This window comes from Klebsiella sp. C360, from assembly GCF_048822415.1.
Classification (GTDB): Bacteria; Pseudomonadota; Gammaproteobacteria; order Enterobacterales; family Enterobacteriaceae; genus Klebsiella; species Klebsiella quasipneumoniae.
On the sequence record NZ_JBMEZZ010000001.1, the window covers coordinates 746,991 to 766,830 of the forward strand.

General features: G+C 59.4%; 15 protein-coding genes. 1 reads left to right on the forward strand and 14 read right to left on the reverse strand.

Translation table 11 applies throughout. The annotated features are described in order from the left end of the window. Window positions 1-199: 199 nt before the first annotated feature. The 4 genes from mukB to cmoM are packed head-to-tail and all read right to left on the reverse strand — an operon-like array spanning window position 200 to window position 7,452. Complete coding sequence (gene mukB, locus ACOI7D_RS03865) at window positions 200-4,648, reverse strand: chromosome partition protein MukB (RefSeq protein WP_023289028.1); 4,449 nt, start codon at window positions 4,646-4,648, stop codon at window positions 200-202. Continuing rightward, window positions 4,648-5,352, reverse strand: a complete 705-nt coding sequence (gene mukE, locus ACOI7D_RS03870; protein WP_004150840.1) for a chromosome partition protein MukE — start codon at window positions 5,350-5,352, stop codon at window positions 4,648-4,650. The genes mukB and mukE overlap by 1 nt, the downstream gene beginning before the upstream one ends. Continuing rightward, on the reverse strand, window positions 5,333-6,655 hold the full coding sequence (mukF, locus tag ACOI7D_RS03875; RefSeq protein WP_002898189.1) for a chromosome partition protein MukF: 1,323 nt from the start codon (window positions 6,653-6,655) through the stop codon (window positions 5,333-5,335). Before mukF ends, mukE begins: the two co-directional genes overlap by 20 nt. Beyond that, on the reverse strand, window positions 6,652-7,452 hold the full coding sequence (cmoM, locus tag ACOI7D_RS03880; protein ID WP_017899447.1) for a tRNA uridine 5-oxyacetic acid(34) methyltransferase CmoM: 801 nt from the start codon (window positions 7,450-7,452) through the stop codon (window positions 6,652-6,654). Before cmoM ends, mukF begins: the two co-directional genes overlap by 4 nt. Window positions 7,453-7,573: 121 nt before the next feature. Between cmoM and elyC the strand changes: the two genes are divergently transcribed. Then, window positions 7,574-8,353 carry an envelope biogenesis factor ElyC gene (gene elyC, locus ACOI7D_RS03885; RefSeq protein ID WP_023289026.1) on the forward strand — a complete coding sequence of 260 codons (780 nt, stop codon included), beginning with the start codon at window positions 7,574-7,576 and terminating at the stop codon, window positions 8,351-8,353. Here elyC and ACOI7D_RS03890 read toward each other — a convergent pair. The 10 genes from ACOI7D_RS03890 to cmk form a co-directional block, all read right to left on the reverse strand. After that, entirely contained in the window at window positions 8,330-9,223 is an 894-nt protein-coding gene (locus ACOI7D_RS03890; protein ID WP_004201393.1) for a YcbJ family phosphotransferase, read from the reverse strand. The two genes, elyC and ACOI7D_RS03890, sit on opposite strands and share 24 nt — an antisense overlap. Window positions 9,224-9,360: 137 nt before the next feature. Then, window positions 9,361-10,107: a 3-deoxy-manno-octulosonate cytidylyltransferase gene (kdsB, locus tag ACOI7D_RS03895; protein ID WP_109546489.1), complete on the reverse strand. Its 747-nt coding sequence runs from the start codon at window positions 10,105-10,107 to the stop codon at window positions 9,361-9,363. Beyond that, window positions 10,104-10,286: a protein YcaR gene (gene ycaR, locus ACOI7D_RS03900; protein ID WP_004201390.1), complete on the reverse strand. Its 183-nt coding sequence runs from the start codon at window positions 10,284-10,286 to the stop codon at window positions 10,104-10,106. The genes kdsB and ycaR overlap by 4 nt, the downstream gene beginning before the upstream one ends. A 63-nt stretch (window positions 10,287-10,349) precedes the next feature. Continuing rightward, the gene (locus ACOI7D_RS03905; protein ID WP_109546490.1) at window positions 10,350-11,579 is read right to left on the reverse strand and encodes a winged helix-turn-helix domain-containing protein; all 1,230 of its coding nucleotides are present in this window, start codon (window positions 11,577-11,579) and stop codon (window positions 10,350-10,352) included. A 54-nt stretch (window positions 11,580-11,633) separates the two neighbouring features. After that, entirely contained in the window at window positions 11,634-12,614 is a 981-nt protein-coding gene (gene lpxK, locus ACOI7D_RS03910; protein ID WP_101991837.1) for a tetraacyldisaccharide 4'-kinase, read from the reverse strand. Beyond that, entirely contained in the window at window positions 12,611-14,359 is a 1,749-nt protein-coding gene (gene msbA, locus ACOI7D_RS03915) for a lipid A ABC transporter ATP-binding protein/permease MsbA (RefSeq protein ID WP_109546491.1), read from the reverse strand. The genes lpxK and msbA overlap by 4 nt, the downstream gene beginning before the upstream one ends. 36 nt (window positions 14,360-14,395) lie before the next feature. Then, window positions 14,396-16,660, reverse strand: coding sequence for a ComEC family protein (locus ACOI7D_RS03920; RefSeq protein WP_109546492.1), 2,265 nt, complete (start codon window positions 16,658-16,660; stop codon window positions 14,396-14,398). 202 nt (window positions 16,661-16,862) lie between these two features. Further along, window positions 16,863-17,150 carry an integration host factor subunit beta gene (ihfB, locus tag ACOI7D_RS03925; protein ID WP_002898165.1) on the reverse strand — a complete coding sequence of 96 codons (288 nt, stop codon included), beginning with the start codon at window positions 17,148-17,150 and terminating at the stop codon, window positions 16,863-16,865. 151 nt (window positions 17,151-17,301) lie between these two features. Next, entirely contained in the window at window positions 17,302-18,975 is a 1,674-nt protein-coding gene (gene rpsA / locus ACOI7D_RS03930; RefSeq protein ID WP_002898162.1) for a 30S ribosomal protein S1, read from the reverse strand. A gap of 133 nt (window positions 18,976-19,108) precedes the next feature. Continuing rightward, window positions 19,109-19,792 carry a (d)CMP kinase gene (cmk, locus tag ACOI7D_RS03935; RefSeq protein ID WP_023289021.1) on the reverse strand — a complete coding sequence of 228 codons (684 nt, stop codon included), beginning with the start codon at window positions 19,790-19,792 and terminating at the stop codon, window positions 19,109-19,111. Between the last annotated feature and the right edge of the window lie 48 nt (window positions 19,793-19,840).

Genomic DNA, 19,840 nt, shown 5'->3' on the forward strand with positions numbered 1-19,840 from the left:
CTTGCCCCCTGTTGTCACACATTGCTGCCCACAAAATTGGGGCTCTTTTTTCAGTATATAAAGACGAAAAGGCTTTTGCCTTACCTAATGTAAAGAAGTTTAAAGATTATACCACCCTCGCATACCGGGCTGGATAGAAAAAAAGGGCAACGTAACGTTGCCCTCTTCACCGCTTAGCCGCCAGAATGTAGCCGCAGCCTCAGGAGGCGTCGGCTGTGCCCGGCAGCGCTTCCGGCAGCGGCGCGGCAAACCCGCGCAGCCCCACCACGTGGACGTGTTCATGATTATTGAACACCTTACGCACCAGTTTATAGGTGGTGCCTTTCTCCGGACTGATGTTCTCCGGCGCCGCGATAATCAGCTGCATCTCCAGACGTTCGCACAGCTCGAACAGCGTGGCGATGGAGCGGGCGTCGAGACGCGCCGCTTCATCGAGGAACAGCAGACGGCAAGGCGAGATATCCTTGCCGCGCAGGCGGCGGGATTCATCTTCCCAGCTCTGGACGACCATCACCAGAATCGACATCCCGGTACCGATCGCTTCCCCGGTGGACAGCGCGCCGGACTCCGCGCGCAGCCAGCCGTCGGAGCCGCGGTTAACTTCCACTTCCATCTCCAGATAGTTGCGGTAGTCGAGCAGCTCTTCGCCGATGGTTTGCGGCGTGCGCTGCCCCATGTCGATCTGCGGATTCAGGCGCTGATAGAGCTTGGCCAGCGCTTCCGAGAAGGTCAGGCGGTTGCTATTGAACAGATCCTGATGCTGTTCATGCTGCTCGGAGAGCACATCAAGCAGCGTCGAGTGGGTCTCGCGCACGTTGACGTTCAGACGCACGCTGTTGACCTGGCCGAAGGAGACGCTCTGCAATCCCTGGTTGAGCATTCGGATACGGTTCTGCTCGCGCTGAATGGTTTTGCGAATAATGTTGGCCACGCTGCGGGAGCTGATGGCCAGCTTCTGTTCGCGGTTTGTCAGCTCTTCGGTCAGGCGGCTGAGCTCAATCTCCATCTGCTCGATCGCTTCCACCGGATCATCGGTGCGGATAATATCCTGGCGGATACGCTCGCGCAGATGCTGGTAGACGGCAACGAAGAACTGAATTTTGCGCTCCGGGCGCTTCGGATCTTCCGAGATACGCAGCACGTCGCGCAGATGTTCGTTATCGGCGACCGCCAGACGCAGCGCACCGAGCGCCTTATCCGACATGGAGCGCAGCTCGTCGGCAGAGAGATAGGCCAGCTCGCGGCGGTGCAGACGACGCTCGACGCCGTTGTCTTTCACCAGGCGCATTACCGCGCACCAGCCCGCCTTGGCGGTCACCACCTGCTCGCGCATTTCGCAGTAATCGCGCTCCAGCTTGCGCAGTTTGCGGGTCAGGTTGTCCATTTCCGCTTCGCAGAAGGTCAGCGCTTTCTCCAGCTGATTGCGACGGGAGCGGTTATTGCTCAGCTGCATGTGCAGCTCATCGCGACGCGCACGGGCACGCTCTTCCGCGCCGGCATCGGCGCGCACGCCAATGTCCTGCAGCTCTTTATACAGATCGTTGAGCAGCTCTTTCTTGGTGTCATACGAGCTCTTCAGCGAGGCCAGCACCTGATTGTACTGGCTAAGCTGCGCCGCATGGGCACGCATCGCGTCGCGCGCGCGGCTGCGTTCGGTTTCCGCCTGCTCCAGGCGCTGGCGCAGTTTCTCGTTGAGATCGCTGTTGCCGCTGAGCATTTCCGCCGAATCGGAGTAGCTGAAGTGGGCCCGGCGCTGGACGACTTCCGCCAGGGCAAAAGCCTGCTGGCGCGCATCGCGCTGGGTCTGCTGCGCATAGGCGTAATCTTCTTTCAGCTGCTCAAACTGCTCCGGATCGCTCTGCAGCACCGAAACAATCGGCTCCAGCTTCGCCAGCTGGTTGCCGTGCTGCTGAATAAAGCGCGCGGCCTCCTGCGCTTCGTCCAGACGTTCCTGGATCTCGTCCACGCGGTCGGCCAGCGTATCATCCGCCAGCAGATTCAGGCGCGGCAGCAGGCGGTTGAGCGCCGACACGCCCTCTTTCGCCTGCTCATACTGCACGCGGTTCTGTTGGTTATCGCTTTCATGGGCGCTCAGCGCGCGCTCCAGCTCGCCGCGGCGGCTGTTGAGTTTGCGGATCTCTTCTTCCGGATCGTCCTCAAAGGCCACTGCCAGATGGCTGCCAATGAAGCGGCTAAAGGCCTGATGCAGACGCTGAGTTTTCTGCACGTCAAACGACAGGGTCGCAAAACGCTCGGACAGCGATTCACGCTCGGCATGCAGGGTTTCAATGCGGTTTTCACGCGCGGCGCGGCCAAACAGCGGCAGCGACGGGAAGCGTGAATAACGCCACTGGCGGTCGGCGATCTTCACCACCACCGCTTTTTCCAGCTCATCCACGCTGAATACGCTATCGTCAAAGGACTGCGGATCGCCTTCGATCAGATAGAGATCTTCCGGACAATCTTCCAGTCCTTCAAGCTGCTCGGCAACCTGCGACAGATCCGGCACCACGATGGCATGGCGCGACGGACCGTACAGCGCGGAGAAGTACGGCGCATCGTCAAGGCTGACATCATCGTAGATCTCGGACAGCAGAACGCCGCCGAACCGTTCCGCCAGCGCGTTGAGGCGCGGATCTTCCGAACCGCCCGGCTGGCTGAGACGCTCAATTTCTTCGTCGATGGCGCGCTTGCGGGCGCCGACCTCGTCACGTTCAACGATAGCTTCGCGCTCGCGCTCCAGCAGCTGCTGCAGGTATTCGGTAACCTCCTGGCCGGACTCAAACTGCTCGCCGCTCTGCTCGCACAGCTGGTTAAGGCTGTTCTGCGCCGCCAGCCAGACCGGCGCCCGGCGCATCAGCGTCTGAGTGCGTGACTGCAGCTGCTCCAGTTCCTGGCGCAGGGTCATGCGCTGTTCCTGCGCGTTAGAAACGCTGTCGGCCAGCGAAGCGATGCGCGCTTCCAGCTCCTGATGCAGCGTTTCCAGATCGTCGATATCGTAGCGTTTGCCCTGGCGTTTGCAGAACTCAGCCAGCTGGCGCTCGGCGTCCTGCTGCTCGCGCAGGCGCTGCTCCAGCTCGTTGAGGCGGCTACGCAGCCCCTGCGCCTGCTCGGCCTGGTGACGCTGGTTCACGCCGTCGCGCAGCAATTCGCGCGCCACGTCCCAGGCTTCATTGCGCGCCAGCGGGCCGTTAATCGCCGCCACCAGCTGGTAGGCCTGTTCAAACTGGCTGTGCGCGGTTTGCGCCACGCTCATTTTCTGTTCCAGCGACAGCATTTTCTCCGTCGCTTCCTGCTCTTTCGCCTGGAAGGTTTCCAGCCACTCGTCGGCGCTCTCCGGCGTCAGATCCGGCAGATGACACAGCGCCTTCGCGCGCTCCAGCGCCTGCAGCGCCTGGTTATACTGAATGGCGCGGGTCTGCTGCACGTCGAGCGCCTGCTGATAGTCGGCGAGCTGGTTTTTCAGCTCATCCACTTCCAGCTCGGCGGCCTCGGCGCGGGCTTCGTTCTCTTCCTGGCGATCGATGGCTTCCGCCACCACTTCGTTCTGCTCTTCCAGACGGATCTGCAGCTCGTCGAGATCCGCTTCGTAGCGCTCGATTTTTTCCTGCTGACGCAGTGCGGTCTGCACCAGGTTCAGGTGGTCGCTGGCGGCCTGGTAATCCGCTTCCAGATCGCCTTCTGCGCCGTTATGCTCCTGCAGCTCGCGGGCCATGTCGACGTGCTTATACTGCTCTGCCGCCAGCTGTGAACGGGAGGTAAAGAGATCGCGACGATACTCCAGCGCCTTATCAAGATGAATGCGCCGCTCGTTGGCGTGACGCATATAGTCCGCCGCCACGTAGTTGGTGGCTTCGCTGATCAGGTGTTTGAACAGATCGCGATCGGACTGGGTGACGCGGATCGCCTCGAGGGTCATGCGGTTTTCCCGCAGCGCCGCTTCCATATCCTGGAATGCCTTACGCACGCCGCTGTTTTCCGGCAACAGGTAGTCGCGCAGCGAGCGGGTAATGGTGCTGGAGATCCCGCCGTACAGCGAGGCCTCGATCAGGCGATAGTATTTACTTCGATCGGAGGCGGAACGCAGACGACGCGCCACCACGCCCAGGTCGAACATCAGCGAGTGATACTCGGTAATCGAGTTGAACTGCTTAAACTGGACCCCTTCCATCGCCTCGAGCTTGTCTTTCAGCTCATTGAGACTGACCACGCGCGCCTGGCGATCGTTCAGCGTTTCGGTTAACAGTTGGGTCGGCAGGATAGCGGTGGGCAGCCCCTGAATGGCGAAAGGCTTGATATCGACTTTGCGATCGCGCCCGGCAACCTGCTGCAGACGCACGCCGACCACCACGCGCTGATGGCGCGAGTTGATAACGTCGAGCACGGAGTAACAGACCCCGGCGCGCAGCTTCCCGTGCAGGCCTTTATCGCGTGAGCCGCTGGTGGCCCCCGCTTCGGTGGTGTTACGGAAGTGCAGCAGGGTTAAATCGGGGATCAGCGCCGTGACGAAGGCCGCCATGGTCGTCGACTTACCGGCGCCGTTCCCCCCGGAGAGGGTGGTGACCAGTTCATCAAGATCAAAGGTCCGGGCAAAGAAACCGTTCCAGTTAACCAGCGTCAGCGAGCGAAACTTACCGCGTTCAATCATTACTCTTCCTCCCCGCTATCCGGCTGGTTCTCTTCATTCTCATCATTGAGCTGCAGGTGATTTTCCAGGGCCATCGCTTCCCCGTCGCGGATCAGGCGGCGCTGCGCCTCTCGCGGGTCGTCGCCGGCACGCACATCGGCGCCAAAGCGGAATACCGATTCGGTAATACGGAACTTGCTGCTGTCATGGCCCATAAACCACACCATCCCCAGACGGCGCAGGCGGTTAAGCGACGCGCGCATTTTTTCCTGCAGCTTCTGGCGGTCCAGATCCGAACCGGTGGAACGATTGTTGACCAGCTTCAGCAGCCTGGATTCATCCGCCAGGGTCAGCAGCTCGTCATACAGCTCCTGCTGGGTGAAAATCCCTTCATTTGCCAGGCGCTCCGGGCTGAGATAGAGATAGCAAAGAATTTTGCCCACCATCATATCCAGTTCGGACAGCACCGAGCGTGAAATCAGGGTTGTGGAACGCGGGCGCAGGTAGAAGAAGCCCTCCGGCGCGCGGATCAGCTCGACGTTATAGCGAGCATAAAACTCTTCCAGATAATCCTGGAAATCCATCAAAAATGCGTGATTATCCAGCTCGTCGAGGCCGATATGTCGGCCCGCGCGCAGGGCGCTGTCCAGCGCCGGAAATAACGGATTGGCCAACGCCTGCGCCAGCTTAACCGGCATCACTTGTTCAATATTTGTCAATGACATGCGCCTGTACCTTGGCTCCGTAATCATTAATCGGCTGCCATTTGGCTGGCAGTCCGGTGAAATCTGCCTGGGCGACGCCCAGCTGTACCGCCTGATCCACGACGATCCGCGCCACGTCAAAGTGACGCCCGCGCGGATATTGCGCCAGGAACTCCCGCGCCACCAGGCCGAGATCCAGCGGTATTCCTTTCTCTTTATAGACCGCCAGCTGCGCTTCGATCAGCGCCGCCAGCTGCTCGCGAATTTCGTTAAACTCTTCAAATTCAAGGTCCGCAGGCAGCTCGCCGGTGACCTCTTCATCGCGCAGGGCCATCTCCTCGTCGCGCATATCCAGCAGACGGTCGGCGTTGGCGTAAGTCAGCGCCCACGGCTCATCAAAATAGGTCTGTACCGACTGGCGCAGACGCTGAGCGAAGACGCGGTTCTTATCCATATCGATAGCGGTACGGATAAACTTGTGCACGTGGCGGTCATAGCCGATCCACAGGTCAATCGCCTGCTGGCCCCAGCTGACGATGCGGTCGAGCTTGCTTTGCAGATCGAACACCAGCCGGTCGACAAAATGGAGATCGTCGCGCGCCATGGTCGAATCCTGAATGCGCAGCAGATTCGCCTGCAGCTTATCCCCCGCCGCATCCAGCGTATCCTGCAGCTCACGCAGGGTGCCGGAAGTTTCCGACAGCAACAGTTCACAGCTGGAAATCGCCGCGCGCCAGTCTTTGTTCAACAGCTGCGCGATATCGTCTTTCACCAGCTGCTGCTGCTCATCCATGATGCGCTGCGTCAGGTCGATGCTGTCGAAAATTTCCGCCACCGAATACTTCAGCGGGGCAAAAACGTTGCGATGCCAGTGAAACTCATCGCCGCCCTCTTCTGCCGCGTCCGCCGCGCGCTTCAGCTCGCCGGCGACGATCGACAACTGCATCGAGAGACGCAGCGTCGAAAATTCGCGCTGCCGGATATAATAATCGGTGATCCCGATCCCCAACGGCGTCAGACGATAGATTGCATTGCCTTCGGTAATTTCGCTGGTAAAGCGGTTCAGCAGACGCTGGCGCACCAAATCGTTGATGGCGTTATTGGCGCGCTGGCTGATGGTTTCGCTGGTCTGCTCAAACGCATCACTCACGTGGCGGAACGCATCCACCAGTTCTCCCTCGCTCATTTCTCCTTCCAGCCGTTCGCCATTCAGGGTGGCGATCGCCAGCAGGAAAGAGAGCCTGTCGACCGGCAGCGAGATAGAAAAATCATTTTTCCTGGCCCAGGCAACCAGTTCGGGGACTGTCTGGGAAAATTCACTCATACTTTATCCTTGCATCTGCGGCTATGAGCCTGGCTCTTAAGCGCGGTGACATGAATATAACGGCCCAGGCTGAGGTACGGCTCCTGACGACAGTAGCGCGTCTCCAGCTCCAGCAGCGCCGCATAGCTGTCATGCTGTTGGCGTTTTTCACGCAGATAATCATGAAACACCCGCACGCCGGTTTTGCTGACAATTTGCCAGCCAATCTCTTCCAGCCAGTGATAAACCTGCTGCGGCTCACGCGGATAATCCGGCGACAGCGTGCGTTTTTTCTTTTTTGGCATGCCCAGTTGTACGTAATCGAAATTACCGGCAACCATATTGTGCATCAGCAGGCCGTTAGCATTGTAGAACATCAACGACAAGCCGCCGCCAGGACGCAGCGTCGACCACAGGGTACGCAGCACCGCCTGGGGCTCCGCCACCCACTCCAGCACCGCATGAAACAGTACCAGATCGACCGGGCTTTCCAAGTGCTGCGCAATATCCTGAGCCGCGCATTGTACAAAATGCATGTTGTCGATCACACCTTTATCGACAGCAGCCTGGCGGGCGCGGGCCACCATTTCAGCAGAGAGATCGCACAGCGTCACGTGATGGCCCAGTTGCGCCACTTTAATGGCCGTTTGCCCTTCGCCGCCGCCGGCATCCAGTACCCTCAGCGGTCCCGGCCCCAGCTGCGCCAGCAGCGGCTCCAGATCCTGCCAGAGGATCGCCTGGCGCAGCTGGCCTTTTGTGGTGCCGTAAATATTGCGCGAAAACTTTTCAGCAATGTCATCGAAATTGCGATCCTGCACGGGCGACTCCACAAGCCAACACAAAACCGCTATTTTGTCATACCCGCGCCGAGAATGAAGCGATCTGTTATAAGATCCGAACATAACTTTGGTTATATGGTTAAAAAAGGAACCATCTGGCATGCTTTTCACGCTAAAAAAGATCGTCGGCGGTCTGCTGCTGCCGCTTCCTGCCCTGCTGTTGCTGATCGGTATCGGGATCGCCCTGTTATGGTTCAGCCGCTTTCAACGTACCGGGAAGCTGTGCGTGAGCCTCGGCTGGCTGCTGCTGGCGCTGCTGAGCCTGCAGCCCGTGGCAGACAGCCTGCTTAAACCGATAGAAGATCGCTATCCCACCTGGCGCGGCGAGCAGCCGGTGAGCTACGTGGTGGTGCTGGGCGGCGGCTATACCTGGAACCCGGAGTGGGCGCCAAGCTCTAACCTTATCAGCAACAGCCTGCCGCGCCTGACGGAGGGCATTCGCCTGTGGCAGGAGAATCCGGGATCGAAAATGATCTTTACCGGCGCGGCGGCAAAAACCAACCCCGTCAGCACGGCGGAGGCCGGGGCGAGAGTGGCGGAGAGCCTCGGCGTACCGCGCAGCGATATCATCGTGCTCGATAAACCGAAAGATACGGAAGAGGAAGCGCTGGCGGTGAAGGGCGCCATCGGCGACGCCCCCTTCCTGCTGGTCACCTCGGCGTCACACCTTCCGCGGGCGATGATCTTCTTTCGCCATGCCGGTCTGGACCCGCTGCCCGCACCGGCTAATCAGATGGCGATCACGTCACCGCTCAATCCGTGGGAGCGGGTCATTCCTTCTCCGGTGTGGCTGATGCACAGCGACCGGGTCGGCTATGAAACGCTCGGTCGCGTTTGGCAATGGCTGAAAGGCAGCTCAGGCAAGCCAGGGCAGGAGTGATTTTGCGGCGAGGTCGAAACGGGCGCGGTCAAAGCGCCCGGTATTGACCAGACTATCCACTTCATCCCACAGCAGATAAAGCCAGCGCCGCCAGACAAAGGCCTCGGAAACCGGCGCCTGCTGCAGGTAGCGCCATAGCAGCTGCTCGGCCTGGCCCCCCTCCGCGAGACGGAACAGTTCGTACTCCCGCGGCGCCCACAGCATCATCCCCGGGCCGACCATCGCCAGCAGCTGGTCGCTGCGCGGATCTTTCAGCATGCTGCGCAGGGTGAAATTGCCGTGCACCAGCACGGCATTATCATTGAAATCGCGGAACAGCTCCGGCAGACACTCGCGAGAGCGGAACAAAACCCGCTTATCCTGCATCGTCAGGCCGGTATCCTGATACAGGTTCAGGGTGCTCCACAACATCGCCACCCGCTGCCGGTACCAGTTCGGCCACAGATTGTCCTGGGTATTATCGACCATCCCCACGCAGCCGCCGCTGTCCTGACGATGCCAGGCCAGCAGCGCCTCGACGATCTGCTCCTGCAGCTGCTCCCAGCGCGCCGGGGTGCGGGTGGGCGCCTCCACCGGGACGCCGCGCAGGCGCTCAAGCAGCAGCACGTCCGGCCCGGGATGCTCTTCGTGCGTCATCACGCCGTAGACCACCGGCATGCGCACCGTACCGCTGCGCGCCAGAGTGGAGATCTTCCAGGCCAGCTGCCGCGCCACCCCGGGCGTGGTGAAACTTCGCGCCAGCAGCGGCATCGGATTTCCCTGCGCGTCATACAGGGACCACAGCGCCGTAGCGGCTTTTTCACTGACACACTCCACCCGGCTCAGCTTTTCGCCAAGCAGGTGACTGAGTTCGGTTCGCAACTGTTCCATTGTCGATTACCCCTATGAACACTACTGATTTCATAATGAGCGCCCGCACCTGGGTTGTCATCGGATAAGATCAAAAATGGGCAAAAAAAGCATAAAACTGGTGGGGATATCCCCTCCTGCAAGGAGGGGACAGAGGACTAGCGCAGTTCAGCGCGGACGCGCGCCAGATCTTCAGGGGTATCGACGCCGGTACCGGGCACTTCGGCCGCCACGGCGACGTGGATCTTCTCGCCATACCACAGCACCCGCAGCTGCTCGAGCATTTCAATCTGCTCCAGCGGGCTTGGCGCCCAGCTGATGTAGCGGCGAATAAAGCCGGCGCGATAGCCATAGATGCCGATGTGGCGCAGCAGAGAATCACCAATGGCGTCGCGGGAGTGGGCAAAGCGATCGCGATCCCAGGGAATGGTGGCGCGGGAGAAATAGAGCGCATAGCCCTGCGCATCCATCACTACTTTGACCGCATTTGGATTAAACGCCTCTTCCGCATCGTGGATCGGTACCGCCAGCGTCGCCATTCCGCTGGTGCTGGCAGCCAGATTCTCCGCCACCTGGCGGACGATAGCCGGGGGGATCATCGGCTCATCGCCCTGGATATTGACGATGATGGTGTCATCGCTGAACGCGCACTTCTCCACCACCTCCGCCAGCCGTTCGGTGCCGGACTGATGGTCGGCGCGGGTCATGCAGACCTCGCCGCCGGCGGCTTCAACCGCCCGGGCGACATCTTCGTGATCGGTGGCGACAATAATGCGTTCCGCGCCGGATTCGCGGGCGCGCTCCAGCACATGGACAATCATCGGCTTGCCGTTAATGTCCTGCAGTGGTTTTCCCGGCAGGCGCGTGGAGGCGAAACGCGCAGGAATAATGACCACGAAACTCATGAGTGACTCTCTTCTACCGCCAGCGGACGCGCTTCTGTCTCCAGCAGCACAGGGATGCCGTCGCGGAGCGGAAACGCCAGACTATCAAGTTTGCAAATAAGTTCTTGCTTATCCTGACTGTAATACAGCTTACCGTTACAGACCGGGCAGGCGATGATTTCAAGTAAACGGTGATCCATGTTTCCTCCTGATGGACCGGATAGATTTCTCAGCAGCATAACACAGGAAGGTCGGCGCCGGGATCAATCGGCATCGATTTCCCACCCCTGCGTCTGGCCGACAAACAGCCCTTCCGGCAGGCGTCGGCACAGGATCCGCTCTGCCGATTGCCAGCGTGCGAAATCGTTGATCGCCTGGCGCAGCCCCTGCTCCAGACCACGGGTGATCTTCACCCCATCCTCCAGCCACAGGGCGAAGATCTCCAGTTCCCGGCTTTTGCGATGTATTTTACTGTCCATCCGCCCGACCAGTTTTCCCCGGTGCAGCAGAGGCAGTACGAAGTAGCCATACTGACGCTTCGGCGCAGGGGTATAGCACTCCAGGCGATAGCTGAAGTTGAACAGCTGCTCAGCGCGTTTCCGATCCCAGACCACCGGGTCGAAGGGCGAGAGCACGGCGCTATGGCTGGCGGTAAGTTTACCGCCGGGCGCGGACTCCAGCTGCGCCAGCGCATCGCGATGTAGCCACATCTCGCCAAGCGCTTCCACGTTGGCCGGGATCACCAGCCCCTCTTCCTGCCAGGCCGCCAGCAGACCCGGCAGCGCCGGCTGACGTAAACGATAGTAATCCGCCAGCCACTGGGGACGGAAGATGCCGAGGCTGCGGGCGCTGTTGCGCAGCATAATGGCCTCTGCGGCATCGCGTGAAAGCGCATCGCGCTCGTCGTCCCAGTGCGGCATCACCCGCCGGGTTAAATCATACACGCGGTGAAAGTTGCGCCGCTCCACCACCATCACTTCCCCGGCGGTAAACAGCCCTTCCAGGTGGCGCTTATGCGGTTTCCACTCCCACCAGCCGCTGGCGCCTTTGCGAGGGTGGGCAAAATCCGCCGAGCGAACCGGCCCGTTTTGGCCGATATGCGCCACCAGCTCTGCAATACTGCCGGCATGCTCCTCCATCCACGCGCGATGATATTTCCAGCCCATCTTGTCGGGGTTCAACATCCGGTGGCGCACAAGGGCGAAATCGCTGCGCGGCAGAAAACAGGCTTCATGCGCCCAGTATTCCATCAGCTCGCCGTTGCGCAGCGACTCATCCAGCCAGTGCTGCGGATAGCTGCCGAGGCGGCTGAACAGCACCAGGTAGGGGCTGCGGGCCACCACGTTGATGGTATCGATTTGCAGCAGCGACATCTGCTGGATGGTGGAAAGGATGTCATTTGGGCGAGCGCGACGCCGGGGCTTTTTTAATAACCCCTGCGCCGCGAGATGGAGGTGGCGCGCCTCATTAAGCGATAGTTGCAATACCGACATGCAGGTTCTCCGTCAGGATTTCCAGCACAGCGGCGAGCAAAGCCGGCGCGTCGGTTAACGTTGCGCCAACGTCGCTATGTCCGCAAGCAACCGCTGTGCGCGTTCATCGGCCATTATGGCGTCGACCGGTAAATACCACCAGTTCGCAGCGGCAAAATCGCGACATTTCACGGCGTCTTTTTCGGTCATCAGCAGCGTCTGCCCGGCGGTTACCAGGGCGGCGACATCGGCCTGGCTCAGCGCCTGATGGTCCGCCAGAGCCACGGTTTTGACCGGTTGGACGCCACAGCTTTCGAGGGTGGCGAAAAAGCGCGGCGGATGGCCGATGCCGGCCATTGCCACCACGTTAGTGAAGGTAGAGACATCGCGACGTTCGCCGGTGAGCAGGTTGACCGCCATCCCGGGACGCAGCTGCATCGGGATCTCTCCCGGACGCGCCACGCCGCCGTTGACGATAACCGCATCAACGCTTTGCAAGCGCGACGCCCGCTCGCGCATCGGCCCGGCAGGCAGCCACCAGCCGTTGCCAAAGCGGCGCACGCCGTCGATGACGACAATTTCCCGGTCCCGCGCCAGCTTATAGTGCTGCAAACCATCGTCGGTCACGATAATCTGCAGATCGTGCGCGCTGAGCAGCGATTTCACCGCGTCGCTGCGCAGTGGAGAGACAGCCACCGGCGCGCCGGTGCGCTGATGGATAAGCACCGGTTCATCGCCTGCCTGCGCCGTACTGGTCCGGTCAGTTAACACCAGCGGGTAGCGTTCGGCTTTACCGCCGTAGCCGCGGGAGACCACCCCAACGCGAATGCCGCGCTGTTGCAGCTGCTCCACCAGCCAGATCACCACCGGCGTTTTACCATTGCCGCCGGCGGTCAGGTTACCGACCACCACCACCGGCACCGGCGCGCGCCAGGCTTTTTTCCACCCCAGCTGATAACTGAGGCGAATCACCGCGCTCACCAGGCCATACAGCCAGGAGAGCGGCAGCAGCAGGCGCCACAGCGGCGATTCACCGGACCAGATGCGTGCGATCATTCGCCGAATTGCATCTTATGCAGCTGGGCGTATACGCCTTTATGCTCCAGCAGGTCGTGGTGTGTACCGCGCTCCACAATCCGCCCGTCTTCAACCACCACGATCTCATCAGCCTGCTCAATGGTTGACAGACGGTGGGCGATAACCAGCGAGGTGCGGTTTTTCTGCAGCTCATCCAGCGCCGCCTGAATCGCACGCTCGGACTCGGTATCCAGCGCCGAGGTGGCTTCATCGAGGATCAGGATCGGGCTGTTACGCAGTAGCGCACGGGCGATAGCAATACGCTGGCGCTGGCCGCCGGACAGCATCACGCCATTTTCGCCGATGATGGTATCCAGGCCATTGTCCATCTTGTTGATGAAGTCCATGGCGTAGGCCATCCGCGCAGCCTCTTCAATTTGCTCGCGGCTGTACTCTTCGGTACGGGCATAGGCGATGTTATTAGCGACGGTATCATTGAACAGGTGCACGTTCTGTGAAACCAGCGCGACCTGGTCGCGCAGCGAGCTCAGCTTGTACTCGCGCAGGTCGTGGCCATCCAGCAGGATCTGCCCGTCGTCGACATCGTAGAAGCGTGTGATCAGGCTGGCGATGGTCGATTTACCCGACCCGGAGCGTCCCACCAGCGCCACGGTTTTCCCTTCCGGGATATCGAGATTGATATTGCGCAGCGCGGCCACTTCGCGACCCGGATAGGTAAAGGTGACGTTCTCGAACTTGAGATTGCCTTTCGCCCGCTCAATGACGCGCGTACCTTCGTCTTTTTCCTGCTCGGAATCGAGGATCGCAAACAGCGTCTGGCATGCCGCCATCCCGCGCTGGAACTGGGCATTGACGTTGGTCAGCGACTTCAGCGGACGCATCAGCGCAATCATGGAGGAGAAGACCACGGTAATGGTCCCGGCGGTCAGAGTGTCCATCACGCTCGGGAAGCTGGCGGCGTAGAGGACAAAGGCCAGCGCCAGGGAGGCGATAAGCTGAATGATCGGGTCGGAGATTGACGAGGCGGAAACCATCTTCATCCCCTGCAGGCGCATTTTATTGCTGACCTTATCAAAACGTTTGGTTTCCACTTGCTGGCCGCCAAACATCAGCACCTCTTTGTGTCCTTTCAGCATCTGCTCGGCGCTGGTGGTGACCTGCCCCATCGTGTTCTGCATATTCTTACTGATATTGCGAAAACGCTTGGAGACCACGCGGATTGCTACCGACACGATAGGCGCCAGTACGATCAGGATCAGCGACAGCTGCCAGCTGTAATAGAACATCATCACGAACAGGCCGATAATCGATGCCCCTTCGCGGACCACGGTGATCAGCGCGCTGGAAGAAGAGGAAGCGACCTGCTCGGAATCATAGGTGATACGTGACAGCAGCGTCCCGGTAGACTGCTTGTCAAAGAATGCCACCGGCATACCCATCATGTGGCCGAACAGGCGACGACGCATGGTCATCACCACTTTGCCGGAAACCCAGGAGATACAATAGCTCGAGATGTAGCTGGTGATCCCACGCAGCACCATCAGCCCGATAACCACCAGCGGCATCCATAGCAGCACTGAGCGATCCGTTTTACCAAAACCATCATCCAATAACGGTTTAAGAAGCGATAACATGAAGGTGTCACTGCCCGCGTTAAGCACTAACGCCACCGCCGCTACGATTAGCCCGGCTTTAAACGGTGCAATAATCGGCCAAAGTCGGCGGAAGGTCTGCCACGTGGAGAGATCTTTATCGTTCTGCATTCAATAAACCAGCTTGTGTTGAAATAGCCGCATATTCTACCCGTTATCGGCGGGCGCGCCAAACCACTGATGATACCAACGTGGTAAAACTTGATCCCGTAAGCTATGGATTTGCCACCCTTCTGCAGAAAAAACCACCGTTATCTGCCCATGCTGCGGCGTGGCGAACCAGCGATACCCCCGCTGGCGATAACGCTGAACGACCTTGTGCGAGGGCATCCGCCACGCATTGTAGCGCGAAGCGGAAACCAGCGCGGCCGCGCCATCCACCCGCCGGATCAGCAGTTCGCTGGAGGAGGTGTTGCTGCCGTGATGGGGAACCTGAATAAGTGTAGACGCCAGATGCTGCCAGTAGCGGCTGATCATCGCCTGCTCCGCCTGACGTTCTATATCGCCGGTCAGCAGGATGCTGGAGCGACCGTCATCGATCCGCACCACGCAGGAGTGATTGTTTCCCTTTGCCGTGCTGCCCGGCAGCGGCCACAGCGCCTGGAAAGTGAGTCCCTGCCACTGCCAGCGCTCGCCGCGATGGCACGGCAGATGACCCGACCAGCCTGGCGGGCTGCGCACCCACGCCTGCGGCCATGCCTGCAGCACCGATTCGAGGCCGCCGCGATGGTCAAGATGCTCGTGGCTCAGCATAATCCCCTGCAGCTGCAGATGGTGCCAGCGCAGCCACGGGATAATCACCTGTCGACCGCTGTCGCCCTGCGGCCATGCCGGCCCGGTATCGTACAATAACGCCTTGCCGTAACGCTCGATCACCATCGCCAGCCCCTGCCCGACATCCAGCATCGTCACCTGCCATTGGTCCGCGGGCGGTTGCCGGCTGAATGGCCGCGTCAGCAAAAACAGCACGCTCAGACACAGCGCCGGCGAATGTCGCCAGCTCTGAAAACGCCAGCCCATCACCAGCAGCCACGGCAGGCTACTGATCCAGAGCCAGCGGGCATCCAACGTCAGCCAGCCGTCCGGTAAACGTCGTAACCCCCAGAACAACACCGCCAGCACGCGATCGGCTGCCAGCCAGATCAGCGACGCCACCATCTCCGGTCCAGTGAGATGCAGCAGCATTCCGGCGAGAATGAGCGGCACCGCCAGCAGGGTCACTAACGGTACCGCCAGCAAATTGGCGGCCATCGATGTCAGGCTTATACCGTGGAAGAGCAGCAGTTGCAGCGGCATCAGCAGCAGCGTCACGCCAGCCTGCAAATGCGCGAGGGCGAACAGGGCTTTCCACGGCCAGCGCCAACGGCTGTCAGGCAGCGGTAACCACTGGTACCAGAAGATCAGCCCCGCCACGGCGAAGGCGGATAGCCACAGGCTTTGCGACAACACCGCTAACGGATCGGCAACCAGTATCGCCCCCAGACAGCAGAGCCACACCTGCCACGCCGTCCAGCGTTGACCCGACAAACGTAAAGCACAGCAGACCACAAGCCCTACGCAAGTGCGCAGGGCCGGCGGCTGCATACCGGTCAGCCAGGCATAGCCGACGGCGCCCGCCAGTCCGGCCAGCAGCGGTAGCCGCCAGCCGATCCAGCGCCCCGGTAAAAGTGACTGTAATCCGCGCAGCAGGAGCACGATCAGGGAAGCCGCGAGGGCAATATGCAAACCGGAGATAGCCATCAGATGGGAGGTGCCTGTGTTCTGCATCAGGACCTTTATCTCCGCCGGCAGCGCCAGCCGCTCCCCCATTCCCAGCCCCAGCATCACCGGATGCCAGGGATAAGTCTGCAATCGCCGGGTCAGCGACGCCAGGTAGCGGGCGCGCAGACTGCAGCGGGTATCCAACGCGGAAGCGGCGACGATCCCCCCGCTCAGCGGCCGATGCTGAGCCAGCGCATAGCGCTGGCTGTCGAAGCCCCCGTCATTGAGCTGCCCATGCACCGGCCGCAGGCGCAGCGTCATCATCCAGCGCTGCCCCTCGCAGACGGGCGCAGGTGCAAGTTCCCCGTATAAAGTCACGCCAACCGGAGGGAACAGGAAGCGACCCGCCAGGCGCACAATCTGCCCGCGGTGCAGGGTCTGACCATCCGTCTCGTGAAGGATCACTTCCGCCTGACGGACGGCGCCGGTGAGGTGCTGCGTTGGCCACAGCGCCTGATACGCGCTTAAAACTCCCCAGACCATCAGCAGAAGCGTCATCGCCACAACGGCGACGACCGTCCCGCGCAGACGGGTCAGAAACATCGCCAGTACGCCGGCGACCGCCAGAGTGCCCGGCCCCGGCAACGCGGGTAGCCAGAGTAGCGGCAGTATTGCGATGATGGCGCATCCGGCAAGCCATGGTAGACGCATAAACACCTCCCTGTGAGCGGGCAGTGTTACGCAAAGCGAGGCTGGCGTCCTGGGGCAGTATTCAGGCGCGCGCGCAGCGTTCCAGACAATCGTCACGCTTGCAGTCAGGCACTTTTGTTTTGCGAGGCGGGACGCAAATGGCGGGTACAAAAAAAGCACCCAAAGGTGCTTTTATCGTCAGGCAGGTTGCACGTCGTGCAACTCACCCTTCATAAATATTGGCGCGGTCACGTAATTCTTTCCCGGGCTTAAAGTGCGGAACGTACTTACCTTCCAGTTCGACTTTATCACCAGTTTTCGGGTTACGTCCGGTGCGAGGTGCTCGATAGTGCAGAGAGAAGCTGCCGAAACCGCGGATTTCAATGCGCTCACCTTGAGCAAGCGTTGAGGCCATATGTTCCAGCATTTCTTTAACAGCATCTTCCACCGCTTTCGCCGGAATGTGAGATTGCTGGCTGGCAAGTCTTTCAATCAATTCTGACTTGGTCATTATTCCTCCGGTTTCCTTCAAGGCAAAAATTAGCTAACAGCTTAAACAAGGGCGGCCGTAGCCGCCCTTTGTGCTTGATTACAGGACGAATCCTGCAATCTGTCAAGTAAACTCGTCACTATTCAGGTTGTTATTACCTGAATGACAAAGATTACTCGCCTTTCGCTGCTTTGAACGCTTCAGCCATGGCGTTGTTGGAGAAGTTCGCGTCTTCCTGCTTGTTCACGGTAGCGATAGCGTCTTTTTCTTCCGCTTCGTCTTTCGCACGTACAGACAGGCTCACTACGCGGTTCTTACGATCCACGCCAGTGAATTTCGCTTCAACTTCGTCGCCAACGCTCAGAACCAGAGTTGCGTCTTCAACGCGGTCACGGGATGCTTCAGAAGCACGCAGGTAACCTTCTACGCCGTCAGCCAGTTCTACGGTTGCGCCTTTAGCATCAACTGCAGTCACTTTACCAACAACGATAGCGCCTTTCTTGTTCAGAGCAACGTAGTTGTTGAACGGATCTTCCGCCAGCTGTTTAACGCCCAGGGAGATACGCTCACGCTCTGCGTCAACCTGCAGAACAACTGCTGCGATTTCGTCGCCTTTTTTGTATTCACGAACTGCTTCTTCGCCTGCAACGTTCCAGGAGATGTCAGACAGGTGAACCAGGCCGTCGATGCCGCCGTCCAGGCCGATGAAGATACCGAAGTCAGTGATAGACTTGATTTTACCTTCAACACGGTCGCCCTTGTTGTGGGTTTCCGCGAACTGCTGCCATGGGTTAGATTTGCACTGCTTCAGACCCAGGGAGATACGACGACGCTCTTCGTCGATATCCAGAACCATTACTTCCACTACGTCGCCAACGTTAACAACTTTGGACGGGTGGATGTTTTTGTTGGTCCAATCCATTTCGGAAACGTGAACCAGGCCTTCAACGCCTTCTTCGATTTCAACGAAGCAGCCGTAGTCGGTCAGGTTGGTCACGCGACCGGTCAGTTTGGTACCTTCCGGATAACGTTTAGCGATAGCTACCCACGGATCTTCGCCCAGCTGTTTCAGGCCCAGGGATACACGGGTACGCTCGCGGTCGAACTTCAGCACTTTAACAGTGATTTCGTCGCCAACGTTTACGATTTCGCTCGGATGCTTAACGCGTTTCCAGGCCATATCGGTGATGTGCAGCAGGCCGTCAACGCCGCCCAGATCAACGAATGCACCGTAGTCAGTGAGGTTCTTAACGATACCTTTGACTTCCATGCCTTCCTGCAGGTTTTCCAGCAGCTGATCGCGCTCTGCGCTGTTTTCGGATTCGATAACGGCACGACGAGAAACAACAACGTTGTTACGCTTCTGGTCCAGCTTGATGACTTTGAACTCAAGCTCTTTGCCTTCCAGGTGCAGCGTGTCGCGCACCGGACGAACGTCTACCAGGGAACCCGGCAGGAACGCACGAATACCGTTCAGCTCAACAGTGAAGCCACCTTTAACTTTGCCGTTGATAACACCGGTAACAGTTTCAGCGTCTTCGTAAGCTTTTTCCAGCGTGATCCAAGCTTCGTGACGTTTAGCTTTCTCACGGGACAGCAGAGTTTCACCGAAGCCGTCTTCTACTGCATCCAGAGCAACGTCAACTTCGTCACCAACCTGGATTTCCAGCTCGCCCTGGGCGTTTTTGAACTGCTCAGCCGGGATGGCGGACTCAGATTTCAGACCGGCGTCAACCAGTACTACGTCTTTGTCGATAGCAACAACAACACCACGAACGATGGAACCCGGGCGGGTTTCGATTTCTTTTAAGGATTCTTCAAACAGTTGAGCAAAAGATTCAGTCATGTTTAATCTTCAGGTTAATATTAACGTCCACCTGGCTCCGTGCCGGATGGGGTTGTTTCACATACCCGCTGACCATCCATTGCCGCGGGGTACTGCTATAATTCGGAGGCTTCGGCGCGTGACCGGTTAAGGCTTACGCAACGGCCAATTTTTCGCGCGCATATTGTAACGCTTTTTCAATCACTTGCTCAATGTTTAGTTCGGTTGAATCGAGAACTAATGCATCGGCAGCCGGGACAAGCGGCGCCACGGCGCGATTTCTATCGCGATCGTCACGCTCTTTTATCTCGGACAAAAGACGTTCAAAGTTAACATCAAAGCCCTTTTCCTGCAACTGCCGCATGCGGCGATGCGCCCGCTCATCGGCCGAGGCATCGAGGAAAATTTTCACCGGCGCGTCCGGGAAAACCACCGTGCCCATATCGCGCCCGTCGGCAATCAGCCCCGGCAGTTCACGAAAGGCGCGCTGGCGACGCAGCAGCGCTTCGCGAACGCGAGGGAAAGCCGCCACTTTCGAGGCGGCGTTCGCGACCTCCTGGGTGCGAATTTCGCCGCTGACATCTTCCCCTTCCAGCACCACTTCGAGGTTGCCGTCAGTAGAAATAAAGCGCACGTCAAGATGGGCAGCCAGGGGCACCAGCGCCTCTTCGGACTCCACGTCAACATGATGATGCAGCGCCGCCAGCGCCAGAACGCGGTAGATCGCGCCTGAATCTAACAGATGCCAGCCCAGCGCTTCCGCCATTGCCTTGCACAACGTACCTTTACCCGCACCGCCAGGCCCATCAATGGTGATTACCGGAACTGTTGCCGTCATCTTTTTCTCCTTCAGCAAGGCGCATAAATATCTAAACGCCGCGCATTA

Bases quoted from the DNA above. Each gene is read 5' to 3' on its own strand.
- ACOI7D_RS03920 (WP_109546492.1), bottom strand. From the start codon at position 16,660: ATGCGTCTACCATGGCTTGCCGGATGCGCCATCATCGCAATACTGCCG.
- lpxK (WP_101991837.1), bottom strand. From the start codon at position 12,614: ATGATCGCACGCATCTGGTCCGGTGAATCGCCGCTGTGGCGCCTGCTG.
- ycaR (WP_004201390.1), bottom strand. From the start codon at position 10,286: ATGGATCACCGTTTACTTGAAATCATCGCCTGCCCGGTCTGTAACGGT.
- cmk (WP_023289021.1), bottom strand. From the start codon at position 19,792: ATGACGGCAACAGTTCCGGTAATCACCATTGATGGGCCTGGCGGTGCG.
- ACOI7D_RS03905 (WP_109546490.1), bottom strand. From the start codon at position 11,579: ATGTCGGTATTGCAACTATCGCTTAATGAGGCGCGCCACCTCCATCTC.
- elyC (WP_023289026.1), top strand. From the start codon at position 7,574: ATGCTTTTCACGCTAAAAAAGATCGTCGGCGGTCTGCTGCTGCCGCTT.
- ihfB (WP_002898165.1), bottom strand. From the start codon at position 17,150: ATGACCAAGTCAGAATTGATTGAAAGACTTGCCAGCCAGCAATCTCAC.
- rpsA (WP_002898162.1), bottom strand. From the start codon at position 18,975: ATGACTGAATCTTTTGCTCAACTGTTTGAAGAATCCTTAAAAGAAATC.
- ACOI7D_RS03890 (WP_004201393.1), bottom strand. From the start codon at position 9,223: ATGGAACAGTTGCGAACCGAACTCAGTCACCTGCTTGGCGAAAAGCTG.
- msbA (WP_109546491.1), bottom strand. From the start codon at position 14,359: ATGCAGAACGATAAAGATCTCTCCACGTGGCAGACCTTCCGCCGACTT.
- kdsB (WP_109546489.1), bottom strand. From the start codon at position 10,107: ATGAGTTTCGTGGTCATTATTCCTGCGCGTTTCGCCTCCACGCGCCTG.
- mukE (WP_004150840.1), bottom strand. From the start codon at position 5,352: ATGTCATTGACAAATATTGAACAAGTGATGCCGGTTAAGCTGGCGCAG.
- mukB (WP_023289028.1), bottom strand. From the start codon at position 4,648: ATGATTGAACGCGGTAAGTTTCGCTCGCTGACGCTGGTTAACTGGAAC.
- mukF (WP_002898189.1), bottom strand. From the start codon at position 6,655: ATGAGTGAATTTTCCCAGACAGTCCCCGAACTGGTTGCCTGGGCCAGG.